Origin of the sequence: Streptomyces sp. 8L (genome assembly GCF_020176795.1) — a bacterium.
GTDB lineage: Bacteria > Actinomycetota > Actinomycetes > Streptomycetales > Streptomycetaceae > Streptomyces.
In genome coordinates this window covers 1-13,329 of the sequence record NZ_JAIUKE010000197.1, presented here as the reverse complement: position 1 = coordinate 13,329, position 13,329 = coordinate 1, and the positions used below count along the sequence as shown (strand labels likewise).

At 73.6% G+C, this 13,329-nt stretch carries 13 protein-coding genes; 7 read left to right on the top strand and 6 right to left on the bottom strand.

The annotated features are described in order from the left end of the window. Positions 1 to 246: response regulator transcription factor (locus tag LCE31_RS17865; RefSeq protein WP_225015312.1), on the top strand; the 246-nt coding region annotated here is incomplete at its 5' end. Between the two features lie 133 nt (positions 247 to 379). Here LCE31_RS17865 and LCE31_RS17860 read toward each other — a convergent pair. Beyond that, positions 380 to 1,051: a bifunctional DNA primase/polymerase gene (locus tag LCE31_RS17860; RefSeq protein WP_225015310.1), complete on the bottom strand. Its 672-nt coding sequence runs from the start codon at positions 1,049 to 1,051 to the stop codon at positions 380 to 382. Between the two features lie 598 nt (positions 1,052 to 1,649). Here LCE31_RS17860 and LCE31_RS17855 point away from each other — a divergent pair. Together LCE31_RS17855 and LCE31_RS40450 are read left to right on the top strand one after the other, a co-directional pair. Continuing rightward, positions 1,650 to 3,044: a transcriptional regulator gene (locus LCE31_RS17855; RefSeq protein WP_225015308.1), complete on the top strand. Its 1,395-nt coding sequence runs from the start codon at positions 1,650 to 1,652 to the stop codon at positions 3,042 to 3,044. A gap of 208 nt (positions 3,045 to 3,252) precedes the next feature. After that, positions 3,253 to 4,941, top strand: coding sequence for a hypothetical protein (locus LCE31_RS40450; protein WP_263631982.1), 1,689 nt, complete (start codon positions 3,253 to 3,255; stop codon positions 4,939 to 4,941). 121 nt (positions 4,942 to 5,062) lie between these two features. Here LCE31_RS40450 and LCE31_RS17845 read toward each other — a convergent pair whose 3' ends face one another. After that, positions 5,063 to 6,370, bottom strand: coding sequence for an ABC transporter substrate-binding protein (locus LCE31_RS17845; RefSeq protein WP_374118491.1), 1,308 nt, complete (start codon positions 6,368 to 6,370; stop codon positions 5,063 to 5,065). Positions 6,371 to 6,549: 179 nt separating this feature from the next. On the opposite strand from LCE31_RS17845, the gene LCE31_RS17840 reads away from it, so the two are divergent. After that, positions 6,550 to 6,996, top strand: coding sequence for an SCO4402 family protein (locus LCE31_RS17840; RefSeq protein ID WP_225015315.1), 447 nt, complete (start codon positions 6,550 to 6,552; stop codon positions 6,994 to 6,996). Positions 6,997 to 7,126: 130 nt separating this feature from the next. Beyond that, positions 7,127 to 8,104 carry a formyltetrahydrofolate deformylase gene (gene purU, locus LCE31_RS17835; RefSeq protein WP_225015304.1) on the top strand — a complete coding sequence of 326 codons (978 nt, stop codon included), beginning with the start codon at positions 7,127 to 7,129 and terminating at the stop codon, positions 8,102 to 8,104. 69 nt (positions 8,105 to 8,173) lie between these two features. On the opposite strand, the gene LCE31_RS17830 is transcribed toward purU, so the two are convergent. Both LCE31_RS17830 and LCE31_RS17825 read right to left on the bottom strand, forming a co-directional pair. Next, complete coding sequence (locus tag LCE31_RS17830; protein WP_374118490.1) at positions 8,174 to 9,325, bottom strand: zf-HC2 domain-containing protein; 1,152 nt, start codon at positions 9,323 to 9,325, stop codon at positions 8,174 to 8,176. Then, positions 9,322 to 9,855, bottom strand: a complete 534-nt coding sequence (locus LCE31_RS17825; RefSeq protein WP_225015302.1) for a sigma factor — start codon at positions 9,853 to 9,855, stop codon at positions 9,322 to 9,324. The genes LCE31_RS17830 and LCE31_RS17825 overlap by 4 nt, the downstream gene beginning before the upstream one ends. Before the next feature lie 332 nt (positions 9,856 to 10,187). Here LCE31_RS17825 and LCE31_RS17820 point away from each other — a divergent pair, with 332 nt between their 5' ends. Beyond that, on the top strand, positions 10,188 to 10,562 hold the full coding sequence (locus LCE31_RS17820) for an STAS domain-containing protein (RefSeq protein WP_225015300.1): 375 nt from the start codon (positions 10,188 to 10,190) through the stop codon (positions 10,560 to 10,562). A 109-nt stretch (positions 10,563 to 10,671) separates the two neighbouring features. Here LCE31_RS17820 and LCE31_RS17815 read toward each other — a convergent pair whose 3' ends face one another. Both LCE31_RS17815 and LCE31_RS17810 read right to left on the bottom strand, forming a co-directional pair. Then, positions 10,672 to 11,583: a PDR/VanB family oxidoreductase gene (locus LCE31_RS17815; protein ID WP_225015298.1), complete on the bottom strand. Its 912-nt coding sequence runs from the start codon at positions 11,581 to 11,583 to the stop codon at positions 10,672 to 10,674. 110 nt (positions 11,584 to 11,693) lie between these two features. Further along, positions 11,694 to 12,323, bottom strand: a complete 630-nt coding sequence (locus LCE31_RS17810; protein ID WP_225015296.1) for an MSMEG_1061 family FMN-dependent PPOX-type flavoprotein — start codon at positions 12,321 to 12,323, stop codon at positions 11,694 to 11,696. A gap of 127 nt (positions 12,324 to 12,450) precedes the next feature. Here LCE31_RS17810 and LCE31_RS17805 point away from each other — a divergent pair, with 127 nt between their 5' ends. Continuing rightward, positions 12,451 to 13,071, top strand: a complete 621-nt coding sequence (locus tag LCE31_RS17805; RefSeq protein WP_225015295.1) for a TetR/AcrR family transcriptional regulator — start codon at positions 12,451 to 12,453, stop codon at positions 13,069 to 13,071. Positions 13,072 to 13,329 lie beyond the last annotated feature (258 nt).

Sequence of the window (13,329 nt, the reverse complement as noted above, 5' to 3'; positions counted from 1 at the left end):
CGCCGCCTGCTCGCCCTCGCGCCCCGGCCCCCCCCGGCCCCCGCGGAGCCCGCCGTCAAGCTGACCGCGGGCGAACGCGAGATCCTGCGCGTGATCGGAGAAGGGCTGCGCAACACGGAGATCGCGCGGCGGCTGGTGATCAGTGAGGCCACGGTGAAGACCCACATCAACAACCTGTTCGCGAAGGGCGACTTCCACTCGCGCGCCGACGCGGTGCGCTACGCCCTGCGCCACCAGCCTTCCTGACGGCGAGTCGCCGGGCCGTCCGCCGGGCGGACGCGCCCGCGCAGGCGGGCCGGTGCGAGCGCGGGCGCGTCCTTCGACGAGTGCGCCCCCCGGCCCCCGTACGAGGCTCACGCGGGGGCCCTGCGTGCGGGGTTCAGGCCCCGCGCGCCTCCTGCCCGCAGGCGTACGCGAGCGGGCTGATCATCTCCTCGGCGTCCGGCAGCCAGCGGTTGGCCCGGGTGGGCCTGCGCGCCCACTGGACCGCGCCCATCCGGCCGATCCGGGTCGGCGGCGCCGCCACGTAGCCGCCCTCACCGTGCGCGACCAGGTCGAGCGACGCGGGGGACCAGCCGAGCGCGCGCACCAGGGTCTCCGCCTTCGCCGAGCCGCCCGGCAGTACGAAGAACAGCATCCTGCGGTCCGGGGTGCGGGCCACGGGCCCCAGCGTCACCCGCAGACGCTCCATGCGGGCGAGCGCCAGGAAGCCGGCGGTCTCCGGCACGTCCAGGACGTCGAACGTCCGCCCCGTGGGCAGCAGGACCGAGGCCCTGGGCTGCTTCGACCACAGCCTGCGCGCGGCGCCGCCGCTCCCGGTGGCCTCCGTCGCCCAGTCCTTTCGCGCCGGGTGTGCGCCCGGCGCGGGGCAGTCCGCTTCGCCGCAGGAGCACTCCTCCGTGCGGTCGGCGGCCTCCAGCCAGGTCCCGGGGAACACGTCCCAGTGGCGTTCCTCCGCGTACATCACCGCGCATTCGAGCGGGAGTTCCGTGCGCTGGTGGGGGATCTGGGCGGTGTTCTCGACACCGATGCTCTCTTCCACGCACAGCACAACTCCCCCCGCCTGCCCGGGTTACGGGCGTGCGCCCCGGCTCGCGGAACGCCCGGATTCCGCATCTGGGGCGCACCGGTGCAACGGCGGGGGCGCGCGGCGGGGGGGGCGGGGGAAACGGGTAACCCTCTGCGGGGGCTCCGGCACGGAGCGGAGCCGGAGCGGAAGGCAGGCGCGATCGCGACGGGTCCGGGGAGGGACCCGGCACAGGACCGGAAGGGGTCCAGGGAGAGACCCGGGACAGGACCGGAAGGGGTCCAGGGAGAGACCCGGGACAGGACCGGAAGGGGTCCTGGGAGGGACCCGGGCAGGGACCGGAAGCGGTCCGGGGAGAGACCGGATGGGTTCGGAGCGGCCCGCGGCACGGCCAAGGCCCCAAGACCCGCAACGGGCCGGCGCACGCGGTCCTGACCGCAGCACGGCATGGCGAAGGCGCGGGACGCCGAACGGCGGACCGGGCCACGCAGCATGCCAGGCGATCCCGCCGACACACCCGGTGAACAGCGCGAACGTCATCAAAAACGCTGAACTTCCGCATTCTCCGCATAACCGCAGGGCAGTGTGACGGAAATGATCACTGCGGCTACAGGGGGTTTCATTGGCAGCCAGACCTCTCGTCGCGCGCCAGCCGAACGAACGGCTCCAGGCGCTCATCCAGGAAGCGGCGTGTTCCAACGCGGGTCTCGCCCGGCGAGTCAACATGGTCGGCCACGAGCGCGGCCTCGACCTTCGGTACGACAAGACGTCCGTGGCTCGCTGGCTGCGCGGCCAGCAGCCGCGCGGGCGTGCGCCGGGCATCATCGCCGAGGCGCTCGGCCGCAAACTCGGCCGTACGGTCACGATCGACGAGATCGGCATGGCCAACGGCAAGCACCTCGCGTCCGGCGTGGGGCTCCAGTTCGCGCCGACGGTCGTCGGAGCGATCGAGCAGGTCTGCGAGCTGTGGCGCAGCGACGTCGGCATGCGTGACTTCCTGACCGGCTCGTCCGTGGCCTCCTCCGCGCTCGTGGAGCCCAGCAGGGACTGGCTGATCACCGGCGCGGACGGGGTGGTGGAGCGGTCGGCGGGGGCGCGCGTCGGCGACAGCGACGTGGACGCGGTGGAGGCGATGACGAGCGCGCTCAACCGCCTCGACCACCGCTTCGGCAGCGGGCACGTGCGGCCCGTCGTCGTGCACTACCTCAACAGCGTCGTGTCGGGGCTGCTGGCCGGCTCGTACCAGGACGCCGTGGGGCGGCGGCTGTTCGCCGCCGTCGCGCGCCTGACCGAACTCGCCGGGTACATGGCCGTCGACACCGGACAGCCGGGTCTCGCGCAGCGGTACTACATCCAGGCGCTGCGCCTCGCCCAGGCGGCCGGGGACCGGGGGTACGGCGGCTATGTGCTGGCCGCCTCGATGAGCCACCTCGCCGCGCAGCTCGGAAACCCGCGCGAGATCGCCCAGTTGGCGCGGGCGGCGCAGGAGGGCGCACGGGGGCACGTACCGGAGCGCGCGGTGGCGATGTTCTACGCGGCGGAGGCCAGGGGACACGCCCTCATGGGCGATTCCCACCTCTGCCAGGAGGTGGCGAACAAGGCGCAGACGGCACTCGACCGGGCGAGCGGCGACCCGGCGGACGACCCGGACTGGATCGCCCATTTCGACCAGGCGTACCTGTCCGACGAACTGGCGCACTGCTACCGCGATCTCGGCCGCCCGGAGGCGGCGGCGCAGCACGCGCGTGACGCGCTGGAGGGCCACCCCCAGACGCGTGCGCGGCGCCGGGCGATCGGCCTGGTCGTGCTCGCGTCGGCGCAGGTGCAGCAGCGCGAGGTGGAGGAGGCGTGCCGGACGGGCGCGGAGGCGGCCGAACTCCTCGGCTCGCTGCGTTCGAGCCGGGGCACCGAGTACCTGGACGACCTGCGCGTGCGGCTGGAGCCGTTCGGAAACGAGGCGGTGGTACGGGAGTTCGCCGCGCAGGTGGACGGCGGGGCCGCCTGGGAGTTCGCGTGAAGGCCGGTTGACGCCGGGCGGGGGCCGCGACGCGGTACGGGGGCCCGCGCGCCCGGGCGGGCATCCGGAAGCCGCCCGGCGCGCGGCGCGGCGGCGTGTGACGGGGCGTTCGTCACGTGAGGCGGAACGCGTGGCCGACCGACAGATTCACCCGGTAGCGTGAACCGATGATTGCGAAGGTCCACACGTTTCACACGTAGGAGTCCTGGTGACGCACCGCGGGCAAGGGAATGAACAGGTCACGCCTGCCGACGGGCAGCCATGGGGGCAGCCCTGGCGGCCGGCGGGCGACGACCTGAACGGCCCGGGCGGCGGGCCGATGCCCGCGTACCAGAACGAACGCGACGAACACGACGAGCGCGACGAATATCGTGAACGTGACGAACGGGGCGCTCGGGAGGGCCACTCCGGGCGCCACCAGGGCTACGAGCCGGACGGTGGCGGCGCGTACGGCTCCTACGGCGCGGGAAGCTCGTACGACTCCGGTAGCTCGTACGACTCCGGGGGTTCGTACGACTCCGGGAGTTCGTACCACTCCGGCGACCGCTATGACGCCGGGGGCTCGTACGACTCCGGCGACCGCTACGACCCGGGCTCCGCCGACCGCTACGACGCCGGCCCCGGCGACCCGTACGGCCCCGGCTCCGGCTCCGACTCCGGCTCCGGCTCCGGCGGTACGTACGACTCCGGCGCCGCGTACGGCTACGGCGGTGGCGCGCAGCCGCTGCCCGCCGAGTCCTCGGCGCCGGGAGCCGCCGACGCGACGCAGTTCCTGCCGCACATACCGGGCGCGAGCGGCCCCGTGCCGGGCGGCGCCGACGCCCAGGCGACGCAGTTCATCCCGCCCTTCCCGCAGCAGGGCGCCGCGCCCGAACAGCACCCGGACGCGCAGGCCACGCAGTTCATCGCGCCCGTACCGGGACAGGAGCCGGGCGGTCCGCACACGCCGCCGCCCGGCGCGCCCGCGTCCTACGGCGCGGCCCAGGGCGGCGAGGAGGCGCCCCGGCAGCCTCCCGCCGAGTTCGACAACCTCTTCCGCAGCGAGGGCGGCGGCGCCGCGCGCGGCGGCCGGATGAACCAGACGCGCGGGGTCAGCCTCACGCCGCCGCCGGGCCAGTACGCCGACCCCACGCAGCACCTGCCCCCGTTCGGCGGCCAGGACGGATACGACGCGGGGCCCCCGCCGACCGCCGGCTACAACTCCCCGCAGCCCGGCCCGGGCGACGGCTACCGCGGCTATCAGGGCGAACAGGACAACGGCAGACCCGGCCGGAAGAAATCACCCGCTGTCCTGATCGCGGCCGTCGCCGTCGTCGCGGTCGTCGGTCTCGGCGTCGGCGCGCTGCTGAGCATGGGCGGGGGCGACAGCAAGGGCGACCCCCCCGGGGGGGGGGGGGCCCCCGCCCCCCCCCCCGGCGACGGAAAGGCCGGCGGCTCGGACGCCGCGGAGGGCCAGGCCAAGGCGCTCGACGCGCTCCTCGCGGACAGCAACAACAGCCGCGAGGCGGTGATCGGAGCCGTCGCCGACATCAAGTCCTGCAAGAACCTCGACGGGGCCGCCACCGACCTGCGCAACGCCGCCAAGCAGCGCCGGGGCCTGGTGGACCAGTTGGGGAAGGTGGCGGTGGACAAGCTGCCGGACCACGCCGAACTGTCGGCGTCCCTCGCGAGCGGCTGGAAGGCGTCCGCATCCGCCGACGACCACTACGCGCAGTGGGCGGACCAGGCCAAGAGCCACAAGGTGTGCCGCCACGGCAGCGCGCGCAGGACCTCCGCCGCCGGGCAGGGCGACCGGGCGAGCGGCGAGGCGACGACCGCGAAGACCCGGGCGGCCAAGCTGTGGAACAGCGTCGCGAGCACGTACGGACTGAAGCAGCGCACGTCCTCGGACCTGTAGCGGAGCGGCCCGCGGGGGAGCCGGCGCCCCCGCGGGAGGCCGCGGCGGGTCGCGTGGTCGGCGGGACGGGCCGCGGGAGGCCGCCGCCGGGTTCCGTCGGACCGGGACCACGCGTCCGGGGTCACGTGGTCGGCAGGTCCGACCCCAGCAGCGTCTTCCCCACGTTCACGAAGCCCTTCCGCTGGGCTACCAGGCGCCCGTCGCGCACCACTTGGTACGTCACGTCCGGGTTGACGATGCGGGGCGACCCGGGCGCGCCCAGCATGTCCTCGTAGCGCCAGCGCAGCGGCGGCGTGAGCCCGCCCGTGTGCACCGTGGCGCCGTGGTCGAGGGCGTCGACGATCGTGCCGGCGTCGACCTGGCCGCCCTTGATGGAGGAGACGACCTGGTTGAGCGCGGTGTACGCGATCCAGGTGGTCTGCACGCCCGCGTTGTCGGCGTCGATGGTGTTGTCCTGGAAGGCCTCCTTGGAGATGACCTTCTTCATCGGGTCCCACACGGGGTCGGAGGAGTCCGGGTACCAGCCGGTCACGAGGGCCTTCTCGAAGAGGCCGTCGGCGCCGCCCGACGCGTCGATCAGCGGCTGGTCGATGCTGCCGACCACCGACGAGACGCGGACGTCGCGCCCGTCGTCCGTGAGGCGCCTGAAGGAGTCGAAGAAGGTGGAGGTGTGGTCGCCGAGCTGGGCGGTGACACAGCCGCCGTCCCCGGCGTCGTCGCGTGCCCGCTCGGCCTGTTCCTGGTAGCCGGTGGCGTCCTCGGGCGCGCGGACGTCCGTGGCGTCGTGGTCGTGGCGGGTGGCGAGCCCGGTGTCGAGCAGCTGGGCGAGCGTGTCACCGGCGCTGGTGTCGGGCCGTACGAGCGCGGTGTGCGAGCAGTCGGAGTCGGCGAGCTGCTGCCCGTTGCCCGCGAGCAGCGTCGCCTGGCCGCCGTTGACCGGGTACGAGAGGTAGCTCGTGAACTCCTGGCTGCTGAGGCCGTACCCGCCTATGTACGGTATCGACGCGGCCTCCAGGGGCCCCATGAACTGCTGGCCCCACTGGCTGTACGAGCCGACGACGGCGTCGACCTTCTTCGCGACGGCCTCACGGGCGCAGGCGGCCGCCCCGGCAGGGGTGTTGCGCTCGTTGCAGGTGAGGACCGTGAGCTTGTGCCCGGCCAGGCCGCCGGTCGAGTCGACCCACCGCGCGTATGCCTTGGCCATGCCCGGCATGCCGGGCATGTTGGTGGCGTTCGTACCGACGGGCGCCCAGGTCATGACCGTTATATCGGACTTGTCGGCGGAGCCGGACAGCGCGCCGCAGCCCGCGAGGACGGACACCCCGACCGCGGTCGCGCACAGGGCGCGCAGCGGGCGCCGGGTCCGTGGCGTCGACGGGTGTGCCGGACGGGGCTCTTGGGCAGGAAGAAGTCGGGGCCGACGGCTCATTGACCGCATATTTCCGGCCATCGGGTAACAGGGGTCCGGACTCGACTGCACGTGGGGTGACCGGGACATGAACAGCCGGGGTGAACGGGAGATTCCGTGTCGAAGATACGACCGACGTACGATCGACGACCGTGCAAGCTACCGAGAACCCTTCCCGTCGTGCCCGTCGCTCCACCACCATGGGCGGCATGCCCTTGAATGACATGCCATGGTGGCGCTGGCGCAGCAACGTGCGCTCGGCGCTGCACATGCTTTCCGATCCGGTTTTCCACCAGGAGTGCTGGCTCGCGGGCCGCGAGGGGTACGGCGATGTCACCGACGCCGTCTACCGTCTGGTCGAGGACACCTGGCTGGACAACTGGTCCGCGGAGAAGTACGTCGGCACGATCTTCCGGGACTCCGGCGAGGCCGCCCTCGTGGACGTCGCGGTGCTGCGGGTGCTGCGGATCATGCACCAAGTCGGCCCGGACGCGCAGGTGGCCGCCTACCTGGAGCACCACGGCTGGCCCGAGGCCGTACGGGCCGCCCGCGAGGCGCACGTACTCCTGGCGGCGAACGACGGGGACGACCCGGACACCCCGCCGAAGTCCCTGGACGTCCTGCGGATCATCACACAGTCGGTCTGACGACCGGAGCCCGATCGCGGAGCCGTCGGCCGGCACCGTGGGCTGCCTCGGGCCGCGGGGCCGCCGGCCGCGCCGGGCCGCGCGTGGACGCCGGAGCCCTCGCGCGGGCGACTGTGCGATCCTCCGGTGTATGAACGAGCCGACCGCGGCCCCCGCCGCCGAGACCGCGAGCGCCGAGCGCGAGCAGTACGTCCTCACGCTGGCGTGCCCCGACCGGCAGGGGATCGTGCACGCCGTCTCCAGCTACCTCCTCACGACCGGCTGCAACATCGAGGACAGCCGCCAGTTCGGCGACCGCGACACGGGCCTGTTCTTCATGCGCGTGCACTTCTCGGCGGAGACGGCGGGCGGGTTCGCCGGTAGTGCCGGTAGTGCCGGTGGCGGGGACGGTACCGGTGGCGCGGACGGTACTGGTGGTGCGGGTGCGGTTCGGGTGGAGAGGCTGCGGGCCGGTTTCGCCGCGATCGGCGAGGCCTTCCGGATGGACTGGCAGATCCACCGCGCGGACGCGCGCATGCGGATCGTGCTGATGGTCAGCAAGTTCGGGCACTGCCTCAACGACCTGCTGTTCAGGGCGAGCATCGGCGCGCTGCCGGTGGACATCGCCGCCGTCGTCTCCAACCACCGGGACTTCGAGGCCCTCGCCGCCTCGTACGACGTCCCGTTCCACCACATCCCGGTGACCAGGGACACCAAGGCCGAGGCGGAGCAGCGGCTGCTCGACGTCGTACGGGACGAGAACGTCGAGCTGGTCGTACTCGCGCGGTACATGCAGGTCATCTCGGACGACCTGTGCAAGCGGCTGAACGGGCGGATCATCAACATCCACCACTCGTTCCTGCCGAGCTTCAAGGGCGCGCGGCCCTACCACCAGGCGCACGCGCGCGGCGTGAAACTGATCGGCGCCACCGCGCACTACGTCACCGCGGAACTGGACGAGGGCCCGATCATCGAGCAGGAGGTGGCGCGCGTCGGCCACGAGGTCACCCCGGAGCGGCTGGTGGCGATCGGGCGGGACGTCGAGTGCCAGGCGCTCGCGCGGGCCGTCCTGTGGCACGCGGAGCACCGCATCCTGCTGAACGGCTCACGGACCGTCGTCTTCGCCTGACCGGCCCGGCCGCCTGACCGCTTGACTGCTTGACTGCTTGACCGCCTTGACCGGCCTGACCTGTCCGTGTCACATCCGGCTGAGGCCGGCCGCCGCGTAGAGCACGTCCCGTACGGCCGCCGGGTCCCCGCTCCGCCCCGCGGCGGCCTCCCGCGGCTCGACGTGCCCCGCCACCAGGTGGCAGAACTCGACGTCCTCCAGGGCGATGTGCGCCACCACGCGGTCCGCGGAGCCCAGGGCGGCGGGGGAGTCCAGCGGGATGTACCACTCGCCGCCGCCGCTCCCCTCCACCTCCAGATGCAGCGACCGGCCGGGCGCCCCCGCGGCGAGCAGCTCCCCTGGCGGCCCCGCGACGCCCTGGCGCCTGCGCCGGGCGAGCTCGGCCGGCAGCAGCCTGACCGCCAGATCGATCATGTCGTGCCGGCAGGGGCCGCCCGGCGCGTCATAGGGGTACGACACGGCGTCGGCGATGTCGGCGCCGTGTATCCAGCACTCGAAGGCCCGGTCGAGGAGCGCGTCGCGCAGGGGGAGCGCGAAGTCCCCGTAGGAGACCGCCAGGTCGGCGACGCTGCCCGACGCGAACGACACCTGCCGGATCAGCGCGTGGTTCTGCCCGCGCCAGGGCACGTGCACGCCCCGGGTGGGCGGTGCCGCCGCGGCACCCCAGAACCGCTCGGTGCGCTCGTCGGGCGTGAGCGGCGCGGCGGGGAACAGCGGGTCGTCCAGGCCGAGCGCGGTGCCGACGAGGCCGTCCACGACCATGAGATGGCCGATCACGCCCGCCACCGTGGTACGGCGCGCGACGGGCTTGTCGTCCTCGAACCACCGCAGCCGCACGGGCGCGTGCCACTCGCCCGCCCCGATGTCGCGCAGCAGCGTGTCGAGCCGCGCGGTCTCGGCGTCGTAGGGCCGCGCCCAGTCCGGTACGGGCGTACGGGCCGGCCTGAGGTCCAGGCACTCCCGCAGGACGGACGACCTCAGCAGCGGGTCGAGATCGAGGCTCCGCTCCGTCTGGAGCAGCCCGACGGCGTCCCGCAGCCGCAGCGCCTCCTCCGCGCAGGCGTCGCACTCGGTCAGGTGCGCCTCGACGTACATGGTCTCCTCGGGCGAGCAGACCGCCAGCGCCCAGGCGCCGAGCAGCGACATGAGCACGCTGTGCGAGGGGCCGGCGGGTATCCGGCCCCCGGCCGCGCCCGCCGCCGGGCCCGAAGGCCCGGTCACGGGACGTCTCCGGCGCGTCCGCCCGCCGCGGGGCCGCCCGCCGTGGACAGGAGCTGGAGGCCCAGCCGCAGGCGGCGCCTGGCCTCGTCCTCGGTGACGTTCAGGTCCCGCGCGGTCTGCCGGTAGGTGCGGCGCTGGTGGTACGCGCTGTCCAGAGCGTCCCGCAGGGGTGTCGGCATCGACGTGACGATGAAGTCCGCGCGGGCCGCGGTGGCCGCCCGGCGGACGCGGCTCTCCGGGGCCGTGCCGCTCTCGCGCAGCCGCCGCACCGCGCGGTCGCTCGCGAGCCCCGCCAGCCAGCTGCGCAGGGTGCCGCCGCCCGGATCGAACTCCTCCGGATGCTGCCAGACATGGGTGAAGACCTCGCGGGTCACCTCGTCCGCCGCGTTCTCGTCCTCCAGGACCCGGTGCGCCAGGCTGTGCACCGTCGAGGCCAGCCGGTCGTAGAGCTCGCCGAGCGCCGCCTCCTCCGCGCGTGCCAGCCGCTGCCGCATCGCGCGGTCCCAGCGGGGCGATGTCCCTGCCGCCATGTGCTCCCACCCGCCCCTGACTCGGTGCTGACCGCCGAACGCCGGCCCCCTGACCGCGTTCGGGACACCGGCTGGTCCCCCGGCCGCGCCCGGAACGGCCGGCCGGGACCGCGCCCGGCCGGTGCCCGCGGGCCCCGGGCGGGTCACGCCCGCCGCAGTCCGAATGTAGCCGTCGGCACCCACGGCGCACGCCCCTTTACCGCAAGTGCGCCCCTGCCCCGGTTCTGCCTCGACTGCCATGTTTCGGAACGGAGCGACGGGGCAGACCCCGGGGAATGCACGTCCGAGGTACGGGCGCTGCACGCGGTGGGGGCGAAGGAGGTTCAAAGCGCGTGACACTCAGTGTGGAAGAGGCGGCACAGGGCCGCTGGACCGTGCTCCACATCACAGGTGAGCTGGATCTCATGACCTCGCCCGACGTGCGCCGCCACCTGCACGACGCCGTGGCCGACGGGCACCACGAGGTCGTGGTCGACCTGTCGGACGTGTACTTCTGCGATTCCAGCGGCGTGGGTGTGCTCATCGCCGCGCGGCGGCTGCTGCGCTCCTGCCGGGGCACTCTGCGGATCGTCCTGCCCGCGGGCGGCATGACCGACGGCTCGCACGTCAACCGCGTCCTGACCGCGCTCGGGGTGCGGCGCCTGTTCGAGGTCTTCCCGGACGCCGAGTCCGCGACCGACGACGAGGCGGAACCGCTCTCCGCGTAGGCGGCGTGGACGCCGCCCGTGTCGGCGGTGCGGTGAGATCCGATCTCGTACGTACCCGTGGTGCGGTGCGGTCCCGTACGTACCCGCCGTCCTCGCGGCTGCACCGGGCTCAGAGATCGAGGACCAGGCGCGGGGTCCGCGAGCGCGAGACGCAGGTGTAGATCTCCCCCTGGGCGGCGCCGATGTCGTCGCGGTGCTCGGGCTCGCCGCCGAGGACCTTGAGGACGCAACTCCCGCAGACGCCCTCCCGGCAGCCGGACGCCACGCGGTGGCCCGCGTGGGTGAGGGCGTCCAGCAGGGACGTGTCCGCCGGGACCTCGACGGACCCGCCCGAGCGTGCGCACACCGCGGTGAACGGCGTGTTGGGGGCGAACGTCCTGCGCGCGGGGCGGAAGCGCTCCGTATGCAGCACGGCCGGGTCGAAAGCGGCCTCGGCGGCGGTCAGCATCGCGGCGGGACCGCAGCAGTAGACGGCGCCGCCCGGCGGCAGGGCGGCGGCGAGCGCGGGCAGGTCGGGGCGGGCGTCCCGCTCCGTTTCGACGAGGGTGGCCGCGTCCCCGCACAGCTCTCGGATCTCGTCGGTGAACGGCATGGTCGCGCGCGAGCGGCCGGTGTACACGAGACGCGCGGGGACGCCGCTCGCGACGGCGTGCCGGAGCATCGGCAGGACGGCCGTGATCCCGATGCCGCCCGCGATGAAGAGGTAGGACTCGGCCCCGACCAGCGGGAAGTTGTTGCGCGGCGGGGAGATGGGAAGCTTCCGGCCCGGCCGCAGATAGCGGTGGATGTAGTCGGAGCCGCCCCGGCTGAGCCGCTCGTGGCGGACGGCGATGCGGAGCGTCTCGCTGTCCGCCGGGTCGCCGCACAGGGAGTACTGCCTGGTCAGCCAGTTCGGCAGCGAGACATCGATGTGCGCGCCCGGTTCCCACGGCGTGGGCGCGCCGCGCAGGGTGAGGGCGACCACGCCGTCGGCGACCGGCTCGATCCGGTCCAGGACGGCCTGCTGGGTGGTGGAGGGCATGGGAGTCCGATCGGTGTCCGGTCAGTACAGCGTGCGGTGGGCGTTGTCCCGTCGGTACAGCGGCGGTGGGCTTCGTCCCGTCAGTGCAGCGTGCGGTGGGCCTCGTCCGGTCAGTACAGCGTGCGGTAGGCCTCTTCCAGGCTCCGGTCGAGTGCCTCGGGCGGGATGTCGGCCTTCATCTGCGCCACCGCCATCTCACCCGCCGACGGCATCTCGGCGGCCAGGGCCTGGCTCGCGGGGTCCCACAGCCGCGACCGTACGAGCGCGCGTCCGCAGTGGAAGTACGCCTCCTCCACCTCGACCACGATGGCGAGTTCGGGCTCGCTCGCCTCGGTCTGCATCCGCGCCAGCACGTCGGGGTCGTCGGTGGGATAGGCGCGGCCGTTGACGCGCAGCGTCTCGCGTATGCCGGGAATGAGGAAGAGCAGGCCCGCGCCGTCGTTCTCCGCGAGGTTGCGGAACGAGTCGGCGATCTTGTTTCCGGGCCGGTCGGGGATCGCGAGGGTGTGTTCGTCCAGGACCTTCACGAACCCCGGATAGTCGCCGCGCGGCGAGCAGTCGGCACGGCCCGACGCGTCGGCGGTGGCCAGCGCGGCGAACGGCGCGTGCGCGATGAACATGCGGATCTGGTCGTCCACATGGTCGATGATCTTGCTCGCGACCATCGCGTCCGGCTCGCCGAGCCGGGCGCGTACGTCGGCCAGGGACAGCCTTCGGGGGCGGTGTGCGACAGAGGGCATCGCGGTCTCCTCCTCGGTTCGACCCGGGGCCGATCTCTGGGGTCAACCCCTGTTCAGAGCACTATTGTGAGCAATGGCTCAGGTATTTGGCTACTCGCATTCGACCCCGCGGGAAAGGACGAGCGCTATGCCGGGGAAACGGTCGCTGCACCCGCGCAAACAGCCGAAACAGGCCCGTGGCGAGCTGACCCGGGAGCGCGTCCTCACCGCGGCTGCTCAGGTTTTCGCCGACTACGGCTACGCCGCGGGCACCACCAATCGCATCGCCCAGCGGGCGGGCGTGTCGATCGGGACGCTGTATCAGTACTACCCGAACAAGGACGCCATCCTGGTCCAGCTCGTCTCCCGGCATCTCGACCGGGGAGAGAGCGCCATGCGCCGCAGGCAGGAGAGCGGACTGCCGGACACGGTGGCGGGCGTGGCGCGCGCGCTCGTGCGGATCGCCGTCGAGAACCACCTCGACGATTCCGGGCTCCTGCGCGTGATGGCCGAGCAGGCGCCGAGGTCGCCGGAACTGCTCAGGAAGGTGCGGGAGCACGAGGAGGCACGCGTCGCCTACATGTGTGAACTGCTGGCGCGGTACCCCGAGGTCGGCGTGGGCAGCGTGGAGATGGCCGCACGGATCGTGGTGTCCACGATCGAACTGGTGGTGCACAAGGTGGTCGCCACGCAGGAGGCCGTCGACCTCGCGGAGTTCGAGGACGAGCTCGTGGCGATGATGACGCGGTACCTGGCCCCCGGAGCGTGAGGCGCCCCGAGCCCCGAGCCCCGGACGGCCGGACGACCGGGCGGCCGGCCCGCTCCCCGGCCCACCGCCGAGGAGGGGGCGCAGCGCCCGCGCCCGTCGGGGCCGCCCGAGGGGCCCGGCCGGCCGCACACTCGGCCCCCGGGCGCCCGTCGGCCGGTACGGACGCGGGGCGTGGGGGGGGGGGGGGCCCCCGCCCCCCCCCCCGCCGGCCCCCCCCCCCCCCCCCCCCCCCCGGGGGCCCCCGGGGGGGGGCGGGGG